We start from the raw sequence: 23691 nt of genomic DNA, 5'->3' as shown, positions 1-23691 counted from the left end.
ATGACTTCCTTCCTGATCGCTTCCAACATCCTGTTGTGGCTGGCGTTCCTGGGCGTGACCGTGGTGATGCTGGGGCTGATGCGCCAGGTCGGGCTGCTGCACGAACGCTCGTCGCCCATGGGCGCGATGATCACCGATCACGGCCCCGATATCGGCGATGCCGCGCCCGAGTTCGAGTTGCCGGATTTCTTCGGCCGCCCGGTCCGCATCGGCGGGGCCGAGGCGCAGGGACGCCAGACGCTTCTGATGTTCACCGCGCCCAGCTGCCCGGTCTGCGACAAGCTGTTCCCGATCATCAAGTCCATCGGCCGGGCCGAGGGCATCAACGTGGTGATGATCTCGGACGGCGCCCCCGAGGAGCACCGTCGCTTCCTCGACAGCCACGAGCTGGGAGAGATGCGCTATGTCGTCTCGGCCGAGGCGGGCATGGCCTTCCAGGTCGGCAAGATCCCCTACGGCGTGCTGCTGGACGGCCAGGGCATCATCCGCGCCAAGGGCCTGACCAATACCCGCGAACACCTGGAAAGCCTGCTCGAGGCCGATAAGACCGGCTTCGCCTCGTTGCAGCAATACATGGCCAGCCGGAAGAAACAGGCGGCCTGACCGCCGCGGTGTGAACCCCCGAAAGACAGGAAGGAGAGTTCCATGCTGGGGAATTTCAGATTCGACGACATGGTCGAAAAGCTGTCGCGGCGCGTGGCTGGCCAGACCAGCCGGCGCAGCGTGATCGGCAAGCTGGGAACGGCGATGCTGGGGATCGGGCTGGTGCCGCTTCTGCCGGTGGACCGGCGCGGGCGCGTCAGCCGCGCGAACGCCGCCGATGCGCCCGCGGGCACCGATCCGCGCGCCAAATGGGTGCCTCAGGACAACGACATCCAGGCCTGCGACTATTGGCGGCACTGCTCGATCGACGGCAATATCTGCGACTGCTCGGGCGGCTCGCTGACCAATTGCCCGCCGGGGACCAAGCTGGCGACGGCAAGCTGGGTGGCCAGCTGCTACAACCCGACCGACGGCCAAAGCTATCTGATCGCCTATCGCGACTGCTGCGGCTACAACGTCTCGGGCCGCTGCCCCTGCCTGAATACCGAGGGCGAGCTGCCGGTCTATCGTCCCGAATTCGCCAACGACATCATCTGGTGCTTCGGCGCCGAGGACGATGCCATGACCTATCACTGCACGATCTCGCCCATCGTGGGCAAGGCGAGCTGACGGCGGCCGGGCGCGCATGCCCGCGCCCGGCCTTCATCCCGCATGGAGAAGCAAATGATTTCTGCGACCAAGATCCGCTCGTGCCTGGCGGCCTGCGTCCTGGCGGCATTCGGCGCGACGGGCGCCCTGGCCGACAAGGCGACGATCCCCTCGGAAAGCCCCTTTGCCGCCGCCGAGGTGGCCGATGGCGCCATCGTCGTCGACATCGCCAAGATGAAATACGAAACCCCCGAACTTCATGTGAAGGTCGGCGACACCGTCACCTGGATCAACCGCGAGGCGATGCCGCACAATGTCCATTTCGTCGCCGGCGTGCTGGGCGAGGCGGCGTTGAAAGGCCCGATGATGAAGAAGGAGCAGGCCTATTCCCTGACCTTCACCGAGGCCGGCACCTATGACTATCACTGCACCCCGCATCCCTTCATGCGCGGCAAGGTCGTCGTCGAGTAGCATGTGAAAGGCCGGCCATGTGGATTCCCTACGACATTCGCGGCTCGCTGAAGCCTGAATCGCCAGCCGGGACGATCCGCCTGTCGCGAACCGATACCAGCCCGCGCGAATTCCTGGTCGGCTTTTTCCTGCGCAACCCCGTCACCCAGGCGTGGGAGCTGGACATCGCCGTCCCCGCCTCGGGGCTGGAACTCGCCCTGCCCGGACCCGGCAGCCCCCTGCCCCTGCGGATTTACGGCAACGAGGCCGGCAAGCTGGCCGAAGCCATCCTGCGCATCACCGCCCCCTCGGCCGAAACGGCGCTGGCCCAGGCGCACGGGGTGTTGCAGGCTTGGCTGCTGCGCCAGGTGGTCGAGACCGGCCGCGGCATGGCCATCGCCGGCTGGCGCATCGCCGATCCCGCACACGAGGCGCGCTGGCGCTGCACGCCCTTTCGCCCCAGCGCCATGTCCCCCGATTTCGTCGCGCAGGTGCCGCTGGCCCCGGATCTGCTGCCCCTGGCCGAGCTGTTCCAGCGCGCACGCAATGCGCCCGACGCGGCCAGCCGGATGCTGGCGGCCTATGCCGTGCTGTGCGGCCTGCGCGACCGCCCCGTCGCCAGCGATTTCCGGGTCACGCAGGAGATGCTGATCCATGCCGGGGCGATGGAGCATCAGGCCGGCCTGCAGGGGCTTGACCTCGCCGCGCTGATCGCGGCGCTGCGGCCCGAACATGACCGGCTGATCGCGCCGGGCGGGCTGCTGGCTGCCCTTTCGGACGATCTGGCCGCGCAGCAGCGGCTGGCACGGCTGGCCAACCTGGCCGATCTGGCCGCACATCGCCTGCTTCTGGCCCAGATCCGCACCCGCGCGCCCGCACCCCAGCCGATGGGGGCCGCGTGATGCTGCGGCTGGCCTGCCTTGCACCGCTGGCGATCCTGATCCCGGCCGCGGGCACGGCGGAACAGGCTCGGCCCGCCGATGATGCGCTGGCGGCACTGGGCGCGCAGCTTTTCGTGGACCCGGCGCTGTCGCGCAATGCGACGCAATCCTGCGCCACCTGCCACGACCCCGCCCGCGCCTTTACCGACCCGCGCGAGGGCAAGGCGGGCCTCGCCGTCTCGGTCGGCGATGACGGGCAATCGCATGGCGACCGCAACACGCCGACGCTGGGCTATGCCGCGCTGGTCCCCGCCTTCCACCGCGATGCGAACGGCAAATACAAGGGCGGCCAGTTCTGGGACGGCCGGGCGGACGACCTGAAGCAACAGGCCGGCCAGCCCATGCTGAACCCGGTCGAGATGGCCATGCCCGACCGCGCGGCCGTGGCCGCCCGGCTGCGCGACGATCCGGCCTATCGGACCGGGTTCGAGGCGCTGTTCGGCAAGGGCGTGCTGGACGATCCCGAACGCGCCTTCGACGCCGCCGCCGAGGCGCTGGCCGCCTATCAGGCGACCGGGGAGTTTTCGCCCTTCGATTCCAAATACGACCGCGTCATGCGTGGCGAGGAGAAGTTCACGCCGCTTGAGGAGTTCGGCTATACCGTCTTCATCACCTGGAACTGCCGGCTCTGCCACATGCAGCGCAAGCAGGGCGTGGCCGAGCGCGAGACCTTCACCAATTTCGAGTATCACAACATCGGCCTGCCGGTGAACGAGACGGCGCGCGAGGCCAGCGGCTTGGGCGCGGACCATGTCGACCACGGGCTGCTGGCCCGACCGGGCATCGAGGATCCGGCGCAATCGGGCCGGTTCAAGGTGCCCAGCCTGCGCAATGTCGCCGTGACCGGCCCTTACATGCATAACGGCGTTTTCACCGACCTGCGCACGGCGATCCTGTTCTACAACAAATATACCAGCCGCCGGCCCGAGGCGAAGATCAACCCCGAAACCGGCGCGCCCTGGGGCGAGCCCGAGGTGGCCCGGAACCTGTCGCTGGCCGAGCTGCAATCGGGGCTGATGCTGGACGACGGCCGCGTCGATGCTCTGGTCGCCTTTCTCGAAACGCTGACCGACCGTCGCTATGAGCCGCTGCTGGAGGAAAGCCGCGCGGCGCAAAAGGACTGACCAAGGGCCCCCGCCGGGGCCGCCAGGGAATGGAGGCCCGCATGACCGGCCGACGCAAGGTGACAAGACGGGACGCGATGGCCGATGCCGCCCGCGCCGTGGGCGTGGCCTGCCTGGGCGGCTTTTCGCTGGCGGCGCTGGTCAGGACGGCAAGCCCCGTCGATGCCCGCGCCATCCGCCCGCCCGGCGCGCTGCCCGAACAGGACTTCCTGGCCGCCTGCGTGCATTGCGGGCTATGCGTGCAGGCCTGTCCCTACGGCACGCTGTCGCTGGCCGAATGGAGCGACGAGGCGGAACTGGGCACCCCCTTCTTCACCCCGCGCGAGGTGCCCTGCTACATGTGCAAGGACGTGCCTTGCGCGCGGGCCTGCCCGACCGGGGCGCTGGATCGCGACATCCCCTCGATCCGCGATGCCGACATGGGGGTCGCCGTGTTGGTCGGGCACGAGACCTGCCTGAACTACAAGGGGCTGAATTGCAGCATCTGCGTCCGGGTCTGCCCGATCCGGGGCGATGCCATCTCGCTGGAGCCGCAAGAGATCGACGGGCGGCGTGTGATGATCCCGGTGGTGCATTCCGCAAGCTGCACCGGCTGCGGCACCTGCGAAAAGCAATGCGTGCTGGGCCATGCGGCGATCCGCGTGCTGCCGCGCGACCTTGGCCTTGGCGGCCCCGGGCGCAACCGGGCGGGACGCAAGGCATGATCCGCTGGCTGACCCTGTCCAGCCGGCATCGGGCCGCCGCCCGCCGGGGCTGGCTTTCGGCGCATAAATGGTGGCTCTTGCGCCGTTGCTGCCAGATCGCGGCGCTGGCGGCCTTCATGTCCGGGCCTCTTGCCGGATACTGGATCATGCGCGGCAATTTCGCGTCGAGCGAGATGCTGGGCGTGCTCGGCCTCTCGGATCCCTATATCCTGCTGCAATCGGCTTTCGCCGGCTGGCCGGTGGCAGCGCCGGCGCTGGTCGGCGCGCTGCTGATCGGGCTGTTCTACCTGCTGGTCGGCGGGCGGGTCTATTGCAGCTTCGTCTGCCCGGTCAACATCGTCACCGACACCGCGCATTGGCTGCGCGAAAAGACCGGGCTGACGCGGGACCGCAAGCTGGACCGGCGCACGCGGCTGTGGCTATTGCTTGGCACGCTGCTGGCGGCGGCGCTGACCGGCACCATCGCCTGGGAATATGTGAACCCGGTCAGCATGATGCAGCGCGGGCTGATCTTCGGCGCCGGGCTGGGTTGGAGCATCGTGCTGCTGGTGTTCCTGCTGGACCTGTTCGTCTCGCGCCGGGCCTGGTGCAGCCATCTGTGCCCGGTCGGCGCCTTTTACGGGCTGGTCGGGCGGTTCTCGCTGGTCCGCGTCTCGGCCCGCAACCGGGATGCCTGCGACAATTGCGGCGCCTGCTTCAGCACCTGCCCCGAGCCGCATGTCATCGTCCCGGCGCTGAAGGGCGAAGGCAGCCCGCTGATCCTGTCGGGCGATTGCATCAATTGCGGGGGCTGCATCGATTCCTGCCCGAACCGGGTCTTTGCCATGGCCAGCAGGCTGCGGCCGTAAGGCGCGCAGGCAAGGGCCTTGCGCCCGGTCCTTGCCGACCGGGCCATGATCGCAGCGCTATTCCGAGACCTTCTTCACGAATTGCGACTTCAGGCCCATCTGCCCGATGCCCGGGATCTTGCAATCGATATCGTGATCGCCCGCCACGAGCCGGATCCCGCGCACCTTGGTGCCGACCTTGACCACCGAGGACGACCCCTTGATCTTCAGGTCCTTGATCACCGTCACCGTGTCGCCGTCCCTCAGGACGTTCCCGACGCTGTCGCGGATCTCGGCCTCGGCCTCTGCTTGCAGGGACCATTCATGCCCGCATTCGGGGCAGGTCAGAAGGGCATCCACCTGATAGGTGTATGTCGACGAACATTCGGGGCACGGCGGCAGGTTTTCGGTCATGGCGCGCAATCTAGCCCCCCGCGTGCCGGTTGACCATCGCAAGCTTCGGTTTTGTGGCCCATTTCGCTGCCAGGTCGCCGGGAAAGCGGCTGCCGGCTCAGGATCTCAGCCCCGGACGACCCGCAAGACCCAGCGAGATGGCCATGCGGGCGGCATCGGCGCGATTGTTGATGCCAAGCTTGCGGTAAAGCTCCTTGATGTAATGGCTAACGGTATGCTCTGAAATCTCCAGCCGGGATGCGATGGCGCCGGTCCGCTCGCCCTGCCCCAGCAGGGACAGGACCTGCTCCTCGCGGCGGGACAGGTGAACGTCCAACGGCTCGCCCGCCGGGACCATGCCGTCGCGAAGGCGATGCGCGAAGGCCAGGGTATTTTCGATCTTGAGATGCAGAAGATCGAGATCGACCGGCTTGGTGAGGTAGTCATGCGCGCCGGCGCGCAGCCCCGTCAGATGCGGCTCGCGATCCGACAGCGCGGTAAGAAAGATGAAGGCGGTCGTTTCCGCCAGCTTGCCCGAGGCACGCAGATCGCCCAGCAGTTCGAAGCCGCTGCGCCCCGGCAGCATGACATCGCAAAGCACGATGTCCGGGCGGTTCCGGGACAGGATGGCCTCGGCCTCGTCGCTGTTCGATGCGGTCAGGACCGCATAGCCGCGGGATGAGAGTTCCTCCCCCAGTTCCTCAAGGATGTATTCCTCATCCTCGACGCAGAGAATGGTCGCCGGCGCATGCTCCCGACTCATTGGCGTGTTCCCCCGTAGCAGGCACGGCGACAATGAACTCGGACCCCTTACCCATGTGCGAAGTGAACGTGACCTCGCCGCCATGCAGCGAGACAATATCACGAACAAGGCTAAGGCCAACCCCGACCCCCGGCAATCTGTGGACATTCGGCGCACGATAGAACCTGTCGAAGACCGCGCCCTGCGCGGCATGGGGGATGCCCGCGCCGCTATCCGTGACCCGGCAGAAGATCCGGCCGCCGTCCCGCCACGTATCCAACCGCACCGGCGACGGCGCATCGGAATATTTCATCGCATTGGACAGCAGGTTCAGCACCACCTGTTCCAGCAGCACGGGATCGCCGTCCGTTTCCAGCCGCTGGGTAGCGAGGCCGAGTTCAAGAAGCCGGCCCGGATTGGCCTGCCGGGTCTGGTCCGCAGCGATGCGGACGATCTCGTTGAAATCCACGATCCGGCGCGAGAGCGTGATGTCCTTGCCCTCGACGCTGGCCGAGGCAAGAAAGCTGCTCAGCAGCCGTTCAAGCCGCTCGGCCGCGTCCAGGATGCGGCTGAACTTGCGGCGGAGCGTTTCGGAAAGCGCCGCCTCGTCGCCGCGCAGCTGCCTTTGGGCGATCATGTGGATGATCGAGACGGGCGTGCGGAACTGGTGCGAAACGGTCACGATGAAGCTGCGATAGACCTCCTTGGCCCGGCGCTCGACCTCGAGCGCCTCCCGCAGCTCCCTCGTTCGGGCGACCACCGTCCTTTCCAGCTCCCCGCGGTGTCTTTGCAACTCGGCTTGCGCGCGCATGGCCCGGCGCATGTTCCGCCAAAGCAGGCCGGCCATGATGACACCCGTCACGAACGTGCCGCCGACCGCGAACAGCAGCAGCTGCATGACCCGAAGCAGGGTCTGCCTGCGCGCATGCCGGTCGATCCTCTCTTTCAGCGCGGAGGCGTTGGTGATCTCGCGCAAGACCGATGACAGTTCGGCGACGCGCGGCATCAGCGCATCGGCATCCGCGGAATCGAAATCCTCGGCGGAAAAGGCCGGGTCGAGTTCGTCCAGCAGCGCCTTGGCATGAACGACCTGCTCGCCGGTGCCGATCGAGCGGAAATAATCCATCTGCGGCCGGTCCGTCAGCAGCGCGATGCGGCTGTAGAGGATGTCGAAGCGCAGCAGGACATCATCGATGTCCCGGTCCAGGCTGACGCGATAAAGGGTCAGCATCAGGTTCTGCGCCTCGCGATCCGCCTGGGTCGCGGCCCACAGGTTGCCCTCGACGATCTCCTTGCGGAAACCCTGGTCGATATTGATGAGCTGGACGAGCGAGTAGACGAACAGCAAGACGAAGCTTGCGATCGTCAGCAGCGCGAAATGAGAACCGCGCAGGCGCATCAGAGAACGGTGATCTCGAACAATTGCCAGATCCAGCGCTCGTCCATGACGGCGTTCTGCAACTCCGCCCGCTGGTCTCGCGGATAGACCAGCCAGAGCGGCCCCTTGTCGCGCACCCGCATGGGCTTGCCGTTCATCTCGCGCGCCAGGATGGGATCGTAGTTCCAGGCATCGTCGGCGGGAACGACGATCCCGAAATCGTTCAGCGCCCGCATCAGAAGATTGCGTCCCGCCAGGTCCGGGCGGGACAGGCCGCCACTGGTCAGCACGTCCTTCAGGAAGGGGCCGCGAAATGTCTGCACGCCCTCGGTCCAGCGGGTTTGCGTGGTAAGCTCCTGCCAGGGCAGCGCCGCGATATCCTCGTCCCGCAACTCCCTGACGCGGCCGGACGGCTCGGTGATCGTCAGCATGGCCCTGTCCGCATGTGCCAAAAGCGGCGAGGCCGGCGCAAGGGCCGCGACGGAACCGGACAGGACAAAGGCTCTTCTGCCAAGGGTCGTGGTCGCGCGATTCATGTGGCTGTCTCCAGGGCCAGAACATAGCAACGAAGTATGGCATGCGCGAACCCGGGTATAGCCCGCGCATGCCATTTCGTCACCACCGGCCCGCAGGCCGGCGCACTCGTTATGATAATGAATTGTATAAAATTGTTGTCCCCGGGGCTTTCCGCGACAATCACACGGACCCGAGTGGATACCGGCATCTTTGGCGGTTCCGGCCGGCTCGCGCCATTCCCCAAAACAGGGGAATGGCCCACGTTCGCATCGCTTCGGCCGCAGCCCGCCGGCCGGGCGACCGCATCGCAAGCCGCACCGCGCCCCATCCGCCAGCCCATCCGCCCGCGTCGTTGCGCGGCCTTGGCCCGGCCGATCCGTCGGCCCCGGCCGCCCTTCGGCAAAGCCTCGCCCAAGACACGCGCTCCTCGCGCCCATGTGTCCTGCCGCGGCTTGGCAGGTGCATGTCGCGCCGGTAACCGGGGGAACGATTCCGCTGCCCGGCGATTATGGGCAGGAAGCATCGCCGATGAAGGAGAAAGCCATGCGTCACCTGTCCCTGCTTCTGGCCGCTCTGGTTGCGGCGGGGCCGGCCCTGGCCGAGAACCGCGGCGTGGTGGTCGCCAACGCACGCTATCAGAACGCGCCGGAGCTGGCCGATGCCGATGCCAGCGCCGCCTCCGAGGCGATGAAGGCGGCCGGGTTCCGCACCGTGGCCGGCGCCGATCTGGCGGTCAAGGACGTGCGGCAGGCGCTGGCCGACCTGCTGCGGCCCGACGATTCGCCCGGCGCGCGGGTGGTGCTGCTGAACGGCCGCTTCCTGCATGGCGGCAGCGACAGCTGGTATATGGGCACGGATGCCGACAAGCCCGACCTGGTCGGGGCCGGTTCGCAGGGCGTGCCGCTCAGCATGGTGCTGGACCTGATGAAGCAGGCGCAGCCGGGCGCGGTGCTGCTGCTCGGCTCGGACGAGGCCGGGATGGAGCACGCGGCGGGGCTGGAGAATGACATCGGCCCGCTGACCCCGCCCGAGGGGGTGACGGTGATTTCGGGTCCGCCGGCGGCGACCAGCGCGGCGGCGGCGGCGCTGCTCAGGCCCGGCGCATCGGTCGGCGAGGTGATCGGCGCCGACGACCGGCTGGTCATGGCCGAGGGCGGCGATGCGCAACTGGTGCTGGTCGCGGCCGAGGCCAAGGCGGATGCCCCGGCCGGTTCGCTGGACGCGGATCGCGACCTTTGGGCCGAGGCGGCGGCCAAGGACACGGCCGATGCCTATCGCGGCTATCTGGACCGCTATCCCAGCGGGATCTACTCGGCCGCCGCCAAGGCGCGGCTGGATGCGCTGGGGGCGGCGCAGGCCGACCGCGATCTCTGGGCCGAGGCGGCGGCGGCCAACACCGTCGCGGCCTATGAGGATTATCTGGCCCGCTATCCCCGCGGCGAGTTCGCCGAGGCCGCCGAAAGGCGGCTGGCCGAGTTGCGCCCCGCGCCCCCTGCCGCCGAACCCGCGCCCGTGCAGCCGCGCCAACCCGAGATCCAGCAGCCCCGCGAGATCGTGCCGCCCCGGCAGGTCTCGCAGGCCGAGCTGACCGAGAACCGGCTGAACCTGTCGCGGGCCAACCGGGTGGCAGTGCAGCGCCGGCTGAACGCGCTTGGCTATTCGACCGGCGGCGCGGACGGGATCTTCGGCTCGCGGACCCGCTCGGCCATCCGCGGCTGGCAGCAGCGCAACGGCTATGCGGTGACGGGCTATCTGACCTCGGCGCAAGTGGGCGCGCTGCGGACGCAGGCCGAGGCGGTGGCGCCCAGTCGCGACCAGCAGGACCGCGCCTATTGGCAGCAGACCGGGGCAAAGGGCGGCGCGCGCAACCTGCGCGCCTATCTGGACCGCTATCCCGACGGCATCCATGCCCAGACCGCACGGCAGAGGCTGGCTGCGCTGAACGGGGACGCACCGCGCGGCGACCGCGAGGACCGGGCCTGGGCACGGGCGCGGCAGGCCGATACCGTGCAGGCCTATACGCAATACCTTCAGAACTGGCCGCGCGGCGAACATGCCGAACAGGCCCGCCAGCGCCGCAACCGGCTGATCAACCAGGGCCAGCTGGGCAATGGCGTCATCGGGCTGGACACGATCATCCGCGAACTGGTGAAATGACCGTCAGTTCAGCATGACCATGGCCAGGAACGGCCCGGTCTCCAGCAGCATGTCCGAGAAGCGCTGGAAGTTTTCCGGGCTGACCGGCGGCGCGTCCGAGAAGTGATCCGCCAGCGCCCAGCCCTGGAACACCCCGTCGACCGGCAGCGGCGCGGGGTTTTCCAGCCATGCCCCCAGGTCGATCCCCAGCGGTGCGCGCCAGAACGGGATGGTCCTGTCGCCCGCCAGCAGCGCCTCTCCATCCGCCAGCACCCCCTGCCAGGCGGCGCCGGTGCCGGGCGGAAAGGCGATGCCGGTGGCCGAGACCTGCCGGTCGTTCGGTATCCATTCGCCGGCATTGTCGGTTTCCTGCCCGACCAGCGTCCAGAATTGCCGGTTCTCGGCGATGGTCTGCTGCCAATGCGCGCGGGCGGCGCGGGTGCGCCCGGCATCGGGCTGGTTGCGCAGCATGTCGATGGCGATGGCCAGCGGGTCGATGACATCGTCCATCATCCGCGGCAGCGCGCCCTCGTTCCCGGCCCGGCGGCTTTCGTCGATCCGGGCCCGTGTCGCAAAGACCTTTTCCAGGCTTGGCGTCGGGTCGAAGGCCAGCAGCAGTTCGGCCCCGCCCGAAACCAGATGCGTATAGGCCGCAAGCCAGGCGGCATCGGCGTTATCGAAGCGGATCACCGGCAGCACGGGCGGCACGGGCTCGCCCGTTTCGGGATCGAGGGCCGGGATGCCGGACCAGACGATGCCGTCCAGCAACTCGGCCGCGCCCTCACCCGGCGCGCGCCTGCCGTCACCGTCGATGTCGAACCACAGATCGCCCAGCGAGATCGCCAGCCCGAAATCCTCGTTTCCAGCCAACCCGTCCAGCGCGGCTCGGCTGCGCGCCATGGCGGCCAGCGTGGCCTCGGTCTGCTGGGCCAACGCCTCGGGCGGCATCGGCTTCGGCGCGACGGCCTGCGGCAGTTCGGTGGAAAAGCCGAAAAGGGGGGCGCCGAAAGTCGTGATGCCGTATTCCATGCGCCAGCGCCAAGCGCCCTCGACCGCGCCCAGGAACTCCAGTCCTGCGATGGCGAAACGCTCCTCGGGCGCCGGCGAGGGCAGCGCGTGCAGCCGCTCCAGCACCGGAGCGATGCCCTTTTGCGCGATCTCGCGCGACAAGGTCGAGGACTCGACGGGCTGCGCCTCGGATTGCGCCTGTGCCGGCAAGGCGGTCAGGGCCAGGGCCAGGGCCAGCGGAACGCCCAGCCGCCTCACGGCCGATCTCCGGCCAGGCGGCGTGCGAGATCGCGCCGCGTCCAGTCGTCCAGCGCCAGATCCGCTGCCTTGTTGCGTGCCTCGATCCAGGCCGGATCGACGGCAAAGCGCGCCTCCAGCCGCGCCATCAGCGCCCGGGCCGGGCCGTCGCCCGCCGCCGCGGCCGATGCGGCCAGCCGCCAGGCCAGGGCATAGCTGCGCGGCACGCCATCGCCCTGCTCATGCGCCAGCGCCGCATCGCGCAACGCCACGGGCGAGGCAAAGCTGTCCTCGGGCAGATCGGTGCCGGCCGGAGCCTGGGCCGCCAGCAGGTCGGCAGTGGCCAGCCGCGTCTCGATCCGGTCGAGCATCGCCGCCGCCCCCGCCGCGCCCTGCGACGCCGCGCGCAGCGCATGGCGATAGGCGGTGGCCGGATCGGTGCCGGCCTTCAGCCGGGCAAGGGCCAGCGCCACCTCGGCATCCTCTTGCAACGGCATCAGCAATTCGATGGCGCGGCGGCTGTTCTGCGGCACGCCCTGCCCCTCGGCCAGGGCCAGGCCCACCGCCCGGGCATCGGCATGGTCCCGGGGATCGGCGATCAGCGCCACGGGCGGCGTCGGCAGCGCGTTGGAAAAGCGCGGCCGGAACAGCGCCGCCGCATCCTCGGGGCCGAACCACAGCGTCGTGTCGAAGGTGATGGGCTCGGCCGGGCGGATTTCGGCGGTGATGCGCCCCGGTTCGGCCATGAAGGCCCGCAGCGCGCGGACCAGCCCCTGCTGCGTTTCGTGCAGGGCGCTGCCCGGCTCGGCGGTCAGCAGCGCCTGCGTGGCCTCGGGATTGCTGGCCTCGGGCGGCAGGAGCGGCTTCAGCCGTTCCCAGACGCCCAGGTTCTCGACCGACAGGTGCCCGGCCCGCAAGGTGCCGCGCAGGCCGATCTGCGGGGTTTCGCTGGCGCCGGGATCGGCAAACTCGTCCTCCTCGGCCTCGGGCTGGCCTGCTGCCGAGATCTTTTCGAAGAAATCTGGCGAGAACAATGATACGTAATCGAAATCCGCGCTGCCCTCGATGCGGGCGATGCCGGGGCTGATCGCCTCGATATCGGCATTCAGCGCACCGCTGCCCGAGGATTGGCGCAGGTCGACCGACAGCGTGGCCAGCGGGATATGGGCGCCGCCCGTCACCACGCCGATCATCGCCGCATTGGCACCGAAGCAGTTGTTCGCGATCGACAGGTCCGAGGCGTCGAAGCGCATCTGCGATTCCTCGTCGCCCCAGAAGCTGAAGCCCGAGATCTGCAGCCGGCCCAGGGAAACGCGGCAGTTCTCGTGCTTGCCGAGCCCGGCGATTTCCAGGTCGCGCAGGATCAGCCCGCCGCGCGGTCCGTCGATGTCCAGCCCGCCATAGCGGATATCGGCCACCATCCGCGCGTATGAGACCGCACCGCGCACCAGCCCCGCCGCGATATTGGCGGGGGAGAAGATGCTATTCGTCGGCGGCGCGGACTGGGCATGCGGGGCGCTGGCCAGGGCCAGAAAAAGGGCGGTGCCGGCGCCAAGGCGTCGGGCAAGCGGGCTCATGGTGCTTCTCCTCTGCGGCTTCGGCAAGAAGGGAAAGCATCGTGGCGGAAGTTGCAAGCCCCTGCCGCCCGTATCTCCTGCTTCCGTGCGAAAAGCGACCGCCGGGCGGGCACGCGATGGCCCGCCCGGCTGCGCGCACTATCGGTGCGGTCCTTGGTTCAGCCCGCCTGCTTTCTGCGACTGCCCCGCTCCAGCGCCCCTCTTGACAGCCTGTCCATGAGCAGCGCGACAGCGACGATGGCGAGTCCTGCGCGCAGGCCGAGGCCCATCTCCATGCGGGTCAGGCCGCGCGTCACCTCGGCGCCCAGCCCGCCGGCGCCGACCAGCCCCGCCAGAACCACCATGGCCAGCGACAACAGGATGCACTGGTTCAGCCCCACCAGCAGCGTGGGCGTGGCCGCCGGGAACTCGATCTTCCACAGGATGGTGCCGGGCTTGGCGCCGATGGCCTCGCCCAGTTCCTTGAGGTCCTTGGGCACCCCGCGAAAGGCCAGCGTCGTCAGCCGCAGCATCGGCGGCACACCATAGACGATGGTCGCGATGATCGCCGGCACCTTGCCCAGGCTGAAGATCATCACCGCCGGGATCAGGTAGACCCATGGCGGCACCGTCTGCATCACGTCCAGGATCGGGCGCAGCGCCGCCTCGACCCGGGGGCGCCGCGCGGCCAGGATGCCCAGCGGAAAGGCGATGGCGACCGCGATGGCCACGGCGACCACCACCAGCGCGATGGTCTGCATCGAGCCGGTCCACAGGCCCATCAGCCAGCAGAACCCCAGGCAGCAGGCCGACAGGATCGCGACCCGCAGGCCGGCGGCAAAGAAGGCCGCCACCGCGACCAGCGCGATCAGCCCATAGGGCGGCAGCACCAGCAGCGCGCCCTCGATGGTGCCCAGCACCGCCTCGATCGCCTTGGTGATCAGGGCGAAGAAGCCGTGGAAATTCGCGTTCAGCCAGTCGACGACGGGGGCGAGGAAAGCTCCGGGGTTGAAGGTCATTTCGTCCTCGCAAGGCTTTGGGTGACGCGGTCCAGCACCATGGTCAGCACGACGATGGCGATCGAGGCGTTGATCGAGGTGGCGATGTCCAGCGTGCGGATGGCGCCGTAGATCGTCTCGCCAAGCCCGCCCGAGCCGACGATGCCGGCGATCACCACCATGCCGAAGGCCATCATCAGACTCTGGTTCACGCCCGCCATGATCGAGGGCATGGCGAAGGGCAGCCGGATCTTCCAGAACATCTGCGCCGGCGTGACCCCGCTGGCATGGCCCAGCTCGATGAACTCGTTGGGCGTCTGGCGGATGCCCAGAGAGGTCAGCCGGATCGCCGGCGGCATCGCCACGATCACCGTCGCGACCAGCGCCGTCGCCGGGCCGAAGCCCAGGAGCGCGATGGCCGGCAGCAGGTAGATATAGGGCGGCATGGTCTGGATCAGGTCCAGCACCGGCACCAGCGCCCGGTCGAGCCGCGGCATCAGCCCGGCCAGAACACCCAACGGCAGGCTGATCGCCAGGGCGATGATGCTGGCGGCGATGACCAGCGCCAGCGTCTCCATGGTCTCGGGCCACAGCCCCATGGCGGCGCAGGCGATCAGCGCGACAGCGGTGGCGATGCCCGCCCAAAGGTTCAGCACCCGCCAGGCCAGCAGCCCGACAAGCACGGCCGCAAGGTAGAACGGCGGCAGCATCGAAAGCCAGAGCACGCCGTCATAAAGCCCCTCCAGTACCGCGCGGGCGCCATCGAAGATGAAGGCGGCATGGTCGGTCAGCCAGAACAGCGCATTGTCGATGGTGGTGTCGAAAGCGGTGACGAAATTCTCCATGACGCCCCCTTAATGCGCGCTAGCATCGGCATCGCCGCGCACGCCCAGCAGCAGGTTGCGGATGGTGACGATGCCGACCAGCTTGCCATCCTCCTCGACGGCGATGGCATCGCTGCCGGTCTCGGTGATCTGGCCGATCAGCGCGTCGATATCAGCCTCGGGCGAGCAGCGCGGCAAGCCGTCCACCGCACCCTGCCATTGCCCAGCCGAGATCATCACCGAATGCGCCTTGATCAGATGCAGCCGCGAGATGCCGGCGACGAAATCGGCGACATACTGGTCGGCCGGGTTCATCACGATTTCTTCGGCGGTGCCGGTCTGGATGATGACGCCGTCCTTCATGATGGCGATGCGGTCGCCGATGCGGATCGCCTCGTCGAGGTCGTGGGTGATGAAGACCGCCGACTTGCCCAGATCCTTGGTGAGCTGGCGGAACTCGTCCTGCAACTGCCGCCGGATCAGCGGGTCCAGCGCGGAAAACGGCTCGTCCATCAGGATGATCTCGGGGTCCGAGGTCAGCGCGCGCGCCAGACCGACGCGTTGCTGCATGCCGCCCGACAGCTCCGACGGGTAGCGCGCCTTCCAGTCCGACAGGCCGACCTTGTCCAGCGCGGCCGAGGCGGCGCGGTTGCGCTCGTCGCGCGACACGCCCTGCACCTCCAGCCCGAAGGCGGCGTTCTCCAGCACGGTGCGCTGCGGCAGCAGGGCGACGGACTGGAACACCATGCCGATATGGCGGGCGCGGGTCTCGCGCAGGGTGGCGGCGTCCATGGCGGCGACGTCGCGGCCCTTGACCTTGACCTGGCCCAGGCTCGGCTCGATCAGCCGATTGAGCAGCCGGATCAGCGTCGACTTGCCCGAGCCCGACAGCCCCATGATGCAGAAGATCTCGCCCCGCCTCACCTGGATGCTGGCATCCGAGACGCCCACCACGCAGCCGAACTCCCGCAGCACCTCCTGCTTGCCCAGGCCCCGCTGGGTGATCGCGCCGATCGCCTCGCGCGAGCGGTCCCCGAAGACCTTCCACACCGACTGGCAGTCGATCAGAACATCGCTGGTGTCTGTTTGCGTCATTTCCATTTCCCTGTCGCGCTTTTTTCCATGCCATGGCGGACGGCCCGCGCCGGGCCGTCCGCTGCGGCGGTCAGTAGGACTTGATGGTTTCCCAGCGCTCCAGCCGGTTCCCGTGCTCGCTGATCCAGCCGCCGATCGCCTCGTTCATGCTCTGCCCGTCGTTCACGGCGGCGTTGATCTGGGCGACTTCCTCGATCGGCACATAGACGCTGGCAAGGACCTCGCGCGCCTCGGGATTGGCTTCGGCGAAGCCCTTCTGCGCGATCCAGTAATAGGTCTGCGGCGGCGCGAAGATGCCCTTGGGATCGGCCAGGAACTTGGTGTCGAATTTCAGCGCCATCCAGGTCGGTTCCCACAGGGTGACGGCGATCCATTCCTGCCGGTCCACGGCGGATTTCAGCGCCGCGGTCATGCCGGCGGTGCTGCCCTCGACCAGTTGCAGCTTCAGATCATAGGCCGAAACCGCATCGGCCGTCTCGCGCATCAGGCCGGCGCCCGGCTCGATGCCGATGATCCTGCCGCCGAACTTGTCGGCATTGTCGTTCAACTCCTCGACCGAGTCGATGGTGACGTATTTCGGCACCGCGAGGCCCTGGTAAAGCCCGTGCGAGACCGGCGAGATCTTTTCGAGCCGGTTCATGTTGCGCTTCCAGTAGTCATGGGCGACGTAATCGACCTGCGAGGTCAGGATCTGCACGTCGCCCTTGGCCAGCGCCGCATAAGCGATGCCCCATTCCGAGAACTCGGTCAGCTCGACGGTGAAGCCCTTGTCCTCCAGCACCTTCTTGGTGATGCCCGAGATCGGGGTCAGGTCTTCCCAGGCCATGGTGCCCATCTTGATCACCTTGTCCTGCGCCATCACCGGCGAGGCAAGCCCCAGCACCACGGCGCCGGCAAGGATGGCTTTGAAAAATCTGCGCATTCGTTCCTCCACTGATCGGGTTGGTCGCCCTGCCGTCGGGCAAGGGCCGTCATTCGCCGCGCGAGCCTGTCGCGGCGGGTTTTGCCCGGATCGCTCCTTTTCAGGGCCGGGCGGCATTTGCCGGGGATCGTCGGCCGTCTCCTCCTGAGCGTCCTCACACTCGGAATGGATAAATTTATCCCCGAGAGCCGGGCTGCGGGCAAACGAGATTTTCCTGTGGCGGGGCATTAGTAAATCTGCGGCAGCGGGGCGGCCGCATCAGCCCGGCTGCGGGGCGGCCGTCAGCCCTGCCCCTGCGCCCGCAGCGCCGCGAGCACATGTTCGACAAAGGCCCCGACTCCGGCCCGCTTGAGCGATTTCTTCCTGCAATTCAAGAAGTTGCCGCGCCCCGCGGTGATGGGTGCAGGATGGGCGAAGACCAGTTGGCCGTCGGCGATGGCGGGGCGCACCATATGGTGCCAGCCCAGCATCACCCCCTCGCCCTTCAACGTGGCGTTCATCAGCAGGCTGACCTTGTTCGTCGAAAGGCTCGACGGCGCCTTGGCCCATTCGGCGCCTTGGGCGCGGAACCATTCCGCCCAGCCCAGCGGCTGCCAGCCGATGGCATCCGCGCTCCAATGCCGGTCGTGCAAGTGCAAGAGGTTCACCTGGTTGAGATCGTCGGCCGCGTCGAAGGGGCCGTGCTCGGCCAGGAAACCGGGCGAACAGACCGGCTGAGCGATCTCCTGGAACAGGAAATGCAACTCCTCGCCCACCTCGCAGCGCTCGTTGCCGCACAGGATGGCGATGTCCACCTCGGAATAGTTGCGCAGCGTGTCGTCGGCATCCGAGGCCAGCACCACGAAGCCGATCCCGGGGTGGTCGAGGCGAAAGCTGTCGATCAGCGGCTTCAGCCAATAGCTTGCCATCGCATCGGTGGCCGAGATGGTCACGGTCTGCGGCCCCTCGTCCCCCGCCAGGACCGAGACCGCCGCGCTGATCGTGTCCAGCCCCGCCGTCACCGCGTGGAACAGGCCCGCGCCCTCGGGCGTCAGTTCCAGCGCGTTGTGCTTGCGCACGAACAGCGGCACCTCCAGCGCGCGCTCCAGCAGGCGGATCTGCTGGCTGACCGCGCCCTGCGTCACGTTCAGCTCTTTCGCGGCCAGGGTAAAGCTCAGGTGCTTGGCCGCGATCTCGAAGGTCGCGAACGCCCCCAGTGACGGCAGGTAACGGCGCTTGATCGGCGGCATGGCGGTGACGCTTTCCCCTGGACAGGGGGTCATTCTAGCCGCGATTGCCATTCTTTCCAGCGCAGATAGGCATTGGCGCCGATGGTGTCGAAGGGATGGGGCGGCAGGCGCGAAGGCTCGGCCTCGGCGGTGAAGAACCCGGTGATGGTGCTCGACTGCCCGCACAGCATCTCGGCCGCGCCGATCCCGGTCAGCGTGCTGCGGGTGGTGCCCAGCCCGTTGTCCACGCAGGCGGCGAACAGGCCCGGCTCCAGCTCGCGCATGACCGAGACGCCGTTCTTCGACAGGCACAGATGCCCCGACCAGCAATATTCGAAGCGCAGCCCCTTGAGCATCGGGAAGCGCGCGTCGAATTTCTGCCGCATATGGCCGACCAGCCGGGACAGATCCCCTGCGCTGGTCTGCATCCCGGGCCGGTAATAGCCGCCCTGACGGATCACGATGCGATTGCCGCCCTGCGCCGGGCCGATCCGGCGCACCGTCGTGCCCATCGGGTCCGAGGGCGTGGCGCCCCAGCATTCCTGCCCGCCAAGCGCGCGCAGCGCCTCGGGCGACAGCTCCTCGGTCATGCAGGCGTTCAGCATGATATGCATCAGCCGGCCGCGCTTGAAGCCGAAGCTTTCCAGATGGCCGTTATTGGCCATGATGACCCGCTGCGCCCGGACCTCGCCCTGCGCGGTCGCCAGCCGCCAGCCCTGCGCCGCGGTCTCGATGGTCAGGACCGGCGAGTTCTCGTAGATGCGCACGCCCCCGCGCTCCAGCCCGGCGGCGAAGCCCTGAACATAGCCCGCCGGCTGGATCATCGCCGTGCCGGGCGTGTAGAGCCCGCCGCGATAATAGTCGGTGCCGGTGATCTGGCGCATGGCCTGCGCGTCCAGCATCTCATGCGCCTCGCCCAGGTCGTGCAGGTGCTTGGCATAGCTTTCATTCGCGGCCATCCCGGCGGCCGAGGCGGCGGCGTTGATCTTGCCGCTGCGTTGGAACCAGCCGTCGGGGATACCGTATTCCGCGACCGCCTGCGCCGCAAAGTCGATGGCATGGCGGTTCAGCGCGGTCAGTTGCCGGTCGTGGCTGTCGCCCCCCGCGTAATCACTGGAGGTCAGCTCATGCGGCAGGTCGATCATGAAGCCGGAATTGCGCCCCGTGCCGCCCTCGGCGATGCGCGCGGCGTCCAGGATCACCACGTCCAGCCCGGGGTCGATCTGGTGCAGGCGGCGGGCGGCCGAGAGCCCGGCAAAGCCGCCGCCGACGATGGCGATGTCGCAGCCCGTAGCCCCCTCCAGCCGCGCGCGGGGCGCGACGGGAGGCAGGATGACGCTCCACCCGGCCGGGCCGTTGAAGACCGGGGTGCGGACGGCCTGATGCCGGGCCATGTCAGTCGAGCGCCGTATCAGCGTTGTCGGTCAGGTCGATCCAGATGGTTTTCAGCTGGGTATACTGGTCATGGGCGTGGACGCTGTTGTCGCGGCCGCCGAAGCCGGACTGCTTGTAGCCACCGAAGGGGGTGGTCACGTCGCCCTCGCCGAAGCTGTTCACCGTCACCGTGCCGGCGCGCAAGGCCCGCGCGCCGCGCAGCGCCCGCTTGCCGTTGGCCGAGAAGATCGAGGCCGCCAGCCCGTATTCGGTGTCGCTGGCCACCGCGATCGCCTCTTCGAAGCTGTCCACGACCACCACCGTCAGGATCGGGCCGAAGATCTCCTCGACCGCCAGTTTGGAATCGCGCGCGGTCTCGACAATGGTCGGCTCGATGAAGCCGGGGCTGACGACATTGCCGCCGACCAGCACGTTTTCCGATTTCGCCGCGTCCAGATAGCTGCTGACCTTGTCGAAATGCGCCTTCGAGACAAGCGGGCCGACGCGGTTCGCCGGATCCAGCGGATCGCCGACCAGCCAGCCGGCGGCCTCTTCGCGCACCTTCTCCAGCAGCCGGTCCTTGATGCCGCGCTGCACGATCAGCCGCGAGCCGGCCGAGCAGTTCTGTCCCATGTTCCAGAAGGCGCCGTTGACGACATGCGCCGCCACCGCCTCCAAGTCCTCGGCATCGTCCAGCACCACGCAGGGGTTCTTGCCGCCCAGTTCCAGCACGACCTCTTTCAGGTTGCTGTCGGCGGAATAGTTCAGGAACCGCCGGCCCGTCACGGTCGAGCCGGTGAAGCTGACCATGTCGACATCGGGGTGCCGGCCCAGCGGCTCGCCCACCTCGCGGCCCGAGCCGGTGACGATGTTCAGCACCCCCGCCGGCAGCCCGGCCTCGGCGGCCAGTTCCGCCACGCGCAGCGCGGTCAGCGTCGTCTCGCCCGCGGGCTTCATCACCACCGAACAGCCGGCAGCCAGCGCCGGGCCGATCTTCCAGGCCAGCATCAGCAGCGGAAAGTTCCAGGGCAGCACCAGCCCGACCACGCCCACCGGCTCGCGCACCACCATGGCGATGTGGTTGTCGGATGCGGGCGAGACCTGGTCGTAGATCTTGTCGATCAGTTCGGCATGCCACTTGATGACATGGATCGTCTCGGGCACGTCCACGGTTTCGCAGTCGAAGATGGTCTTGCCGGCGTCGAGGCTTTCCAGCACCGCCAGTTCGCGGGCGTTTTCCTGCATCAGCGCGGCGAGGCGCAGCAGCGTTTCCTTCCGCTCACCCGGATGGAGACGCGACCAGCGCCCGTCCTCGAAAGCGGCGCGGGCGGCGGCAACGGCGGCGTCAACATCCTGCGCGCCGCAGGCGGCGATCTCGGCCAGCGCATCGCCCGTCGCCGGGTTGGTCGTGGTGAAGGTCTTGCCCGAGGCCGCGGGGCGGAACTCCCCATCGATGAAGGCCAGCTTCGGGAAAGCCAGACCGGCGGCGATGGACTTGTATTCTTCGGTGGTCAGCAGATCGGTCATCTCACTTCCCCTCGACAATGGCCTGGACGGCGGTTTTCAGCGTTGCGATGACGGCTTCCAGCTCGACCTTTTCGCCGTCGTTCAGCCCTTGCAGCGGCGGGCGCATCGGGCCGGCGCGCAGCCCGGTGGTCTCGACCCCGTGCTTGACGCATTGGATGAACTTGCCGCCCTGCTCCAGCACGCCCATCAGCGGCATCATCGCGGTCATGATCCGGCGGCCGGTGGCGAAATCGCCGCGCACGGCGCAGGCTTCATACAGCGCCACATGCTCCTCGGGCAGGAAGTTCGAGCCGGCGCAGATCCAGCTGCGCGCGCCCCAGGCAAAGAACTCCAGTGCCTGGTCGTCCATGCCGCAGCTCATCTGGATCTGCGGATAGTCGCAGGCCAGCGTGTGGATGCGGTTCACGTCGCCCGAGCTTTCCTTGATGCCGATGACGTTCGGGGACTGGCTGACGATGTCCAGGAACTCGCGCCCCATGCTGACGCCCATGCGGCCGGGGTAGTTGTAAAGGATGACCGGCAGGTCGGCGGCGCGGTCGATCTCCAGTGCATTGGCGGCATTCTCGGCCTCGGTCGGCACCGAATAGGGCGGCGTGCCCAGCAGGATCGCATCGGCGCCCATCTCGCGCGCGCCCTGGGCCAGCGCGACGCTATCGGGGGTGCGCATGGCGCCGGTGCCGACGATGACCGGCAGCCGGCCATCGGCGCGCTCGGTGATGAAGCGGGCCAGCTCCAGCCGTTCCTCGACGGTCTCGGCATAGTTCTCGCCGGTCGAGCCGCCCGAGATCAGGCCATGGACGCCCGCCGCCACCAGCCGCTCGACCAGATCGGCCAAGGCGTCGAAATCGATCGAGCCATCGGCCCCGAACGGCGTGATCACCGGGGTGTAGATGCCTTCAAGAACCATGCGGGGTGTCATGTCGCGGCCTCCTCTGCGCGGGCGTTTGTCCACCCAGTGGTAGGGCAGCCGGCCGCCCCGCCGCAAAGGAGAATGTTCAGGCGTGAGGCATTAGAAAAACTACGTCATCCGCCGCCCCACCCCGACCGGCTTATTGCGCCGCCAGCAGTTCCGGCACCGAAAGCAGGATGAATTCGTTATCCGCCGCCGCACCGATGCGCCGCCCGCCCGAAAAGGGCAGGTTGTTGTCATTGGCCAGCATGATGTGGCTGTCGTCGACCCGCGCCACGTCCTCGATGGTGAAGAAGGGAAAGGTGAAACTCCCTTCCTCGGGCGAAAGGTCCGGCAGCGCCTTGCCGTCCGGGTCGGCGATGTCCAGCAGGTCGACATGGCCGATGCGGCGCAGATAGCCCTCGGCATCCGGGCTGGCGGTATCGACCAGCACCACCCGCTTTACCCGTGCGGGCAATGGGTAGCAGGCCGACAGGTCCGCCTCGCCCTCGGGGCAGGCGCGGGCGGCGTCGCCCTCGCCGTTGTCGCGCTCGATCACCAGGGCGCGGGTCTCGTCGATGAAATTGAAATCGCCGATGGCGGTGGCGCCCTCGGACAGCTTGAAGCGATAGCTGTCGCCGGTCCAGTCGGCCTTGCCGGTGTCGAAGGTCATCACCCGCAGGAAATCGCCCTCGGGCTGGCCGTCATCGCCCAGCAATGGCTTTTCCAGCATCGCCCACAGCAGGCCGGTGCCAGGTTGCAGCGCCATTCCCTCGTAGCCGCCCGAGCGCTGGACGCGGAAATCGCGGCCGGGCTGCGCGGGCACCGAGACGCCGGGCGTGTCGGGGCCGGCCAGCGCCCTGCCCTCCAGCATGGTCGGATGCACCGACAGCACCCGCCCGTCCATCGCCACGCGCAGGATATAGGGGCCGAACTCGTCGCCGATCCAGATCTCGCCATCCAGATACTGGATGCTTTCGGGATCGAAATCGGCGCCGGTCAGATAGCGGCTCTCGGTTGTCTCGTTGGCGATGCGGAAGGGCACCTTGCGGTCGGGGTCGCGCAGGAACACGGTCTCCAGCCGCTCGACCGTGCCGGCGACGAAATCCGGCTGCATGCGGTGCAGGAACAGCATGGCGTCGGGGCTGTTCGCCTTGGTCCCGAAGCCGTTGTCGGTCAGGGTGAACCAGCTGCCGTCCTCGGCGCGGTTCATCGCAAATCCCGACATGCCCTGCACCGGCTGGCCCAGGAAAGGCAGCGCGATGCCGGTCTTGTGGCTGCCATAGGCCGGGCCGGTGTCGCCCTCGACCGACATCGGCGCGTCGTTGCGCGCCGCGCCGGTAAAGCGGCCCGAAAGCCACAGGTCGCGCGGCGCATCCGCCGGCGGCGGGATCATGGTAAAGGCGGGCAGGACCGCATGACCCGCAAGCCGGGACGGAAAGACCTCTTCGGCAAGGGCGGCAGGGGCAACGGGGGCGGCGATGGTGCAGGCAAGCAGGGCAAGGCCAAGGCGCATGGTTCTAAATCCTTTGTCGTCGCGATGCCGCCGCTTTAGGCCGGGCAGATGACAGCGATGCGGCGGGACGGTGTCAGATCCGTGATGGCGCCCCGCCCGATGGCCCGGCCGTTCAGGTTTTTGGGAACCGTGCCG

23 protein-coding genes are annotated in these 23691 nt (G+C 68.1%); 8 read left to right on the top strand and 15 right to left on the bottom strand.

Annotation, left to right across the window (positions count from 1 at the left end; genetic code table 11):
- From mauD to napH, 7 genes are read left to right on the top strand one after another with little or no spacing between them, the layout of a single operon-like run.
- Positions 1 to 603 (top strand): methylamine dehydrogenase accessory protein MauD, encoded by a 603-nt coding sequence (mauD, locus tag BLT64_RS00870; protein ID WP_011750952.1) that lies wholly within the window; start codon positions 1 to 3, stop codon positions 601 to 603.
- Positions 604 to 645: 42 nt separating this feature from the next.
- Complete coding sequence (mauA, locus tag BLT64_RS00865) at positions 646 to 1212, top strand: methylamine dehydrogenase (amicyanin) small subunit (RefSeq protein WP_011750953.1); 567 nt, start codon at positions 646 to 648, stop codon at positions 1210 to 1212.
- Positions 1213 to 1266: 54 nt separating this feature from the next.
- A complete protein-coding gene (locus BLT64_RS00860; protein WP_011750954.1) occupies positions 1267 to 1662 on the top strand; it encodes an amicyanin in 396 nt (131 codons plus the stop codon).
- A 17-nt stretch (positions 1663 to 1679) separates the two neighbouring features.
- Entirely contained in the window at positions 1680 to 2543 is an 864-nt protein-coding gene (gene mauJ, locus BLT64_RS00855) for a methylamine utilization protein MauJ (protein ID WP_011750955.1), read from the top strand.
- Complete coding sequence (locus BLT64_RS00850) at positions 2543 to 3706, top strand: methylamine utilization protein MauG (protein WP_011750956.1); 1164 nt, start codon at positions 2543 to 2545, stop codon at positions 3704 to 3706. The genes mauJ and BLT64_RS00850 overlap by 1 nt, the downstream gene beginning before the upstream one ends.
- A gap of 41 nt (positions 3707 to 3747) precedes the next feature.
- Entirely contained in the window at positions 3748 to 4410 is a 663-nt protein-coding gene (napG, locus tag BLT64_RS00845; protein ID WP_041530796.1) for a ferredoxin-type protein NapG, read from the top strand.
- Entirely contained in the window at positions 4407 to 5258 is an 852-nt protein-coding gene (gene napH, locus BLT64_RS00840) for a quinol dehydrogenase ferredoxin subunit NapH (RefSeq protein WP_011750958.1), read from the top strand. Before napG ends, napH begins: the two co-directional genes overlap by 4 nt.
- Positions 5259 to 5315: 57 nt before the next feature.
- Here napH and BLT64_RS00835 read toward each other — a convergent pair whose 3' ends face one another.
- The 4 genes from BLT64_RS00835 to BLT64_RS00820 form a co-directional block, all read right to left on the bottom strand.
- Positions 5316 to 5651, bottom strand: coding sequence for a zinc ribbon domain-containing protein YjdM (locus BLT64_RS00835; protein ID WP_041530714.1), 336 nt, complete (start codon positions 5649 to 5651; stop codon positions 5316 to 5318).
- 97 nt (positions 5652 to 5748) lie between these two features.
- The gene (locus BLT64_RS00830; RefSeq protein ID WP_041530715.1) at positions 5749 to 6393 is read right to left on the bottom strand and encodes a response regulator transcription factor; all 645 of its coding nucleotides are present in this window, start codon (positions 6391 to 6393) and stop codon (positions 5749 to 5751) included.
- The gene (locus tag BLT64_RS00825) at positions 6347 to 7771 is read right to left on the bottom strand and encodes a sensor histidine kinase (RefSeq protein ID WP_011750961.1); all 1425 of its coding nucleotides are present in this window, start codon (positions 7769 to 7771) and stop codon (positions 6347 to 6349) included. Before BLT64_RS00825 ends, BLT64_RS00830 begins: the two co-directional genes overlap by 47 nt.
- Positions 7771 to 8286 carry a putative pterin-binding protein gene (locus BLT64_RS00820; RefSeq protein ID WP_011750962.1) on the bottom strand — a complete coding sequence of 172 codons (516 nt, stop codon included), beginning with the start codon at positions 8284 to 8286 and terminating at the stop codon, positions 7771 to 7773. The genes BLT64_RS00825 and BLT64_RS00820 overlap by 1 nt, the downstream gene beginning before the upstream one ends.
- Before the next feature lie 523 nt (positions 8287 to 8809).
- On the opposite strand from BLT64_RS00820, the gene BLT64_RS00815 reads away from it, so the two are divergent.
- A complete protein-coding gene (locus BLT64_RS00815) occupies positions 8810 to 10423 on the top strand; it encodes a peptidoglycan-binding domain-containing protein (protein WP_041530798.1) in 1614 nt (537 codons plus the stop codon).
- Between the two features lie 3 nt (positions 10424 to 10426).
- Here BLT64_RS00815 and BLT64_RS00810 read toward each other — a convergent pair whose 3' ends face one another.
- The 11 genes from BLT64_RS00810 to BLT64_RS00760 all read right to left on the bottom strand — a co-directional run bounded on the left by BLT64_RS00810 (position 10427) and on the right by BLT64_RS00760 (position 23556).
- On the bottom strand, positions 10427 to 11668 hold the full coding sequence (locus tag BLT64_RS00810; protein ID WP_011750964.1) for a hypothetical protein: 1242 nt from the start codon (positions 11666 to 11668) through the stop codon (positions 10427 to 10429).
- Complete coding sequence (locus BLT64_RS00805) at positions 11665 to 13224, bottom strand: Sel1 domain-containing protein (protein ID WP_011750965.1); 1560 nt, start codon at positions 13222 to 13224, stop codon at positions 11665 to 11667. The genes BLT64_RS00810 and BLT64_RS00805 overlap by 4 nt, the downstream gene beginning before the upstream one ends.
- Before the next feature lie 158 nt (positions 13225 to 13382).
- On the bottom strand, positions 13383 to 14222 hold the full coding sequence (locus BLT64_RS00800) for an ABC transporter permease (protein ID WP_011750966.1): 840 nt from the start codon (positions 14220 to 14222) through the stop codon (positions 13383 to 13385).
- Positions 14219 to 15046 (bottom strand): ABC transporter permease, encoded by an 828-nt coding sequence (locus tag BLT64_RS00795; protein ID WP_011750967.1) that lies wholly within the window; start codon positions 15044 to 15046, stop codon positions 14219 to 14221. The genes BLT64_RS00800 and BLT64_RS00795 overlap by 4 nt, the downstream gene beginning before the upstream one ends.
- A gap of 9 nt (positions 15047 to 15055) precedes the next feature.
- The gene (locus tag BLT64_RS00790) at positions 15056 to 16120 is read right to left on the bottom strand and encodes a quaternary amine ABC transporter ATP-binding protein (protein ID WP_011750968.1); all 1065 of its coding nucleotides are present in this window, start codon (positions 16118 to 16120) and stop codon (positions 15056 to 15058) included.
- 70 nt (positions 16121 to 16190) lie between these two features.
- Positions 16191 to 17042, bottom strand: coding sequence for a glycine betaine ABC transporter substrate-binding protein (locus tag BLT64_RS00785; protein ID WP_011750969.1), 852 nt, complete (start codon positions 17040 to 17042; stop codon positions 16191 to 16193).
- Positions 17043 to 17323: 281 nt separating this feature from the next.
- The gene (locus BLT64_RS00780; RefSeq protein WP_011750970.1) at positions 17324 to 18304 is read right to left on the bottom strand and encodes a LysR substrate-binding domain-containing protein; all 981 of its coding nucleotides are present in this window, start codon (positions 18302 to 18304) and stop codon (positions 17324 to 17326) included.
- Positions 18301 to 19644: an NAD(P)/FAD-dependent oxidoreductase gene (locus tag BLT64_RS00775; RefSeq protein ID WP_011750971.1), complete on the bottom strand. Its 1344-nt coding sequence runs from the start codon at positions 19642 to 19644 to the stop codon at positions 18301 to 18303. The genes BLT64_RS00780 and BLT64_RS00775 overlap by 4 nt, the downstream gene beginning before the upstream one ends.
- Position 19645: 1 nt before the next feature.
- Positions 19646 to 21151, bottom strand: a complete 1506-nt coding sequence (locus BLT64_RS00770) for an aldehyde dehydrogenase (protein ID WP_011750972.1) — start codon at positions 21149 to 21151, stop codon at positions 19646 to 19648.
- A 1-nt stretch (position 21152) separates the two neighbouring features.
- Positions 21153 to 22070 (bottom strand): dihydrodipicolinate synthase family protein, encoded by a 918-nt coding sequence (locus BLT64_RS00765; RefSeq protein ID WP_011750973.1) that lies wholly within the window; start codon positions 22068 to 22070, stop codon positions 21153 to 21155.
- 130 nt (positions 22071 to 22200) lie between these two features.
- Positions 22201 to 23556 (bottom strand): esterase-like activity of phytase family protein, encoded by a 1356-nt coding sequence (locus tag BLT64_RS00760; RefSeq protein ID WP_011750974.1) that lies wholly within the window; start codon positions 23554 to 23556, stop codon positions 22201 to 22203.
- Positions 23557 to 23691: the final 135 nt, after the last annotated feature.

Source organism: Paracoccus denitrificans (assembly GCF_900100045.1).
GTDB classification, from domain to species: Bacteria; Pseudomonadota; Alphaproteobacteria; order Rhodobacterales; family Rhodobacteraceae; genus Paracoccus; species Paracoccus denitrificans.
The sequence above is the reverse complement of the archived record's forward strand: the minus strand, read 5'-3'. Positions and strand labels throughout refer to the sequence as shown.

What these genes read in the sequence shown, in the direction of transcription:
- mauD (WP_011750952.1), top strand. Translation starts at nt 1, where the DNA reads ATGACTTCCTTCCTGATCGCTTCCAACATCCTGTTGTGGCTGGCGTTC.
- mauA (WP_011750953.1), top strand. Translation starts at nt 646, where the DNA reads ATGCTGGGGAATTTCAGATTCGACGACATGGTCGAAAAGCTGTCGCGG.
- BLT64_RS00860 (WP_011750954.1), top strand. Translation starts at nt 1,267, where the DNA reads ATGATTTCTGCGACCAAGATCCGCTCGTGCCTGGCGGCCTGCGTCCTG.
- mauJ (WP_011750955.1), top strand. Translation starts at nt 1,680, where the DNA reads ATGTGGATTCCCTACGACATTCGCGGCTCGCTGAAGCCTGAATCGCCA.
- BLT64_RS00850 (WP_011750956.1), top strand. Translation starts at nt 2,543, where the DNA reads ATGCTGCGGCTGGCCTGCCTTGCACCGCTGGCGATCCTGATCCCGGCC.
- napG (WP_041530796.1), top strand. Translation starts at nt 3,748, where the DNA reads ATGACCGGCCGACGCAAGGTGACAAGACGGGACGCGATGGCCGATGCC.
- napH (WP_011750958.1), top strand. Translation starts at nt 4,407, where the DNA reads ATGATCCGCTGGCTGACCCTGTCCAGCCGGCATCGGGCCGCCGCCCGC.
- BLT64_RS00835 (WP_041530714.1), bottom strand. Translation starts at nt 5,651, where the DNA reads ATGACCGAAAACCTGCCGCCGTGCCCCGAATGTTCGTCGACATACACC.
- BLT64_RS00830 (WP_041530715.1), bottom strand. Translation starts at nt 6,393, where the DNA reads ATGAGTCGGGAGCATGCGCCGGCGACCATTCTCTGCGTCGAGGATGAG.
- BLT64_RS00825 (WP_011750961.1), bottom strand. Translation starts at nt 7,771, where the DNA reads ATGCGCCTGCGCGGTTCTCATTTCGCGCTGCTGACGATCGCAAGCTTC.
- BLT64_RS00820 (WP_011750962.1), bottom strand. Translation starts at nt 8,286, where the DNA reads ATGAATCGCGCGACCACGACCCTTGGCAGAAGAGCCTTTGTCCTGTCC.
- BLT64_RS00815 (WP_041530798.1), top strand. Translation starts at nt 8,810, where the DNA reads ATGCGTCACCTGTCCCTGCTTCTGGCCGCTCTGGTTGCGGCGGGGCCG.
- BLT64_RS00805 (WP_011750965.1), bottom strand. Translation starts at nt 13,224, where the DNA reads ATGAGCCCGCTTGCCCGACGCCTTGGCGCCGGCACCGCCCTTTTTCTG.
- BLT64_RS00800 (WP_011750966.1), bottom strand. Translation starts at nt 14,222, where the DNA reads ATGACCTTCAACCCCGGAGCTTTCCTCGCCCCCGTCGTCGACTGGCTG.
- BLT64_RS00795 (WP_011750967.1), bottom strand. Translation starts at nt 15,046, where the DNA reads ATGGAGAATTTCGTCACCGCTTTCGACACCACCATCGACAATGCGCTG.
- BLT64_RS00790 (WP_011750968.1), bottom strand. Translation starts at nt 16,120, where the DNA reads ATGACGCAAACAGACACCAGCGATGTTCTGATCGACTGCCAGTCGGTG.
- BLT64_RS00785 (WP_011750969.1), bottom strand. Translation starts at nt 17,042, where the DNA reads ATGCGCAGATTTTTCAAAGCCATCCTTGCCGGCGCCGTGGTGCTGGGG.
- BLT64_RS00780 (WP_011750970.1), bottom strand. Translation starts at nt 18,304, where the DNA reads ATGACCCCCTGTCCAGGGGAAAGCGTCACCGCCATGCCGCCGATCAAG.
- BLT64_RS00775 (WP_011750971.1), bottom strand. Translation starts at nt 19,644, where the DNA reads ATGGCCCGGCATCAGGCCGTCCGCACCCCGGTCTTCAACGGCCCGGCC.
- BLT64_RS00770 (WP_011750972.1), bottom strand. Translation starts at nt 21,151, where the DNA reads ATGACCGATCTGCTGACCACCGAAGAATACAAGTCCATCGCCGCCGGT.
- BLT64_RS00765 (WP_011750973.1), bottom strand. Translation starts at nt 22,070, where the DNA reads ATGACACCCCGCATGGTTCTTGAAGGCATCTACACCCCGGTGATCACG.
- BLT64_RS00760 (WP_011750974.1), bottom strand. Translation starts at nt 23,556, where the DNA reads ATGCGCCTTGGCCTTGCCCTGCTTGCCTGCACCATCGCCGCCCCCGTT.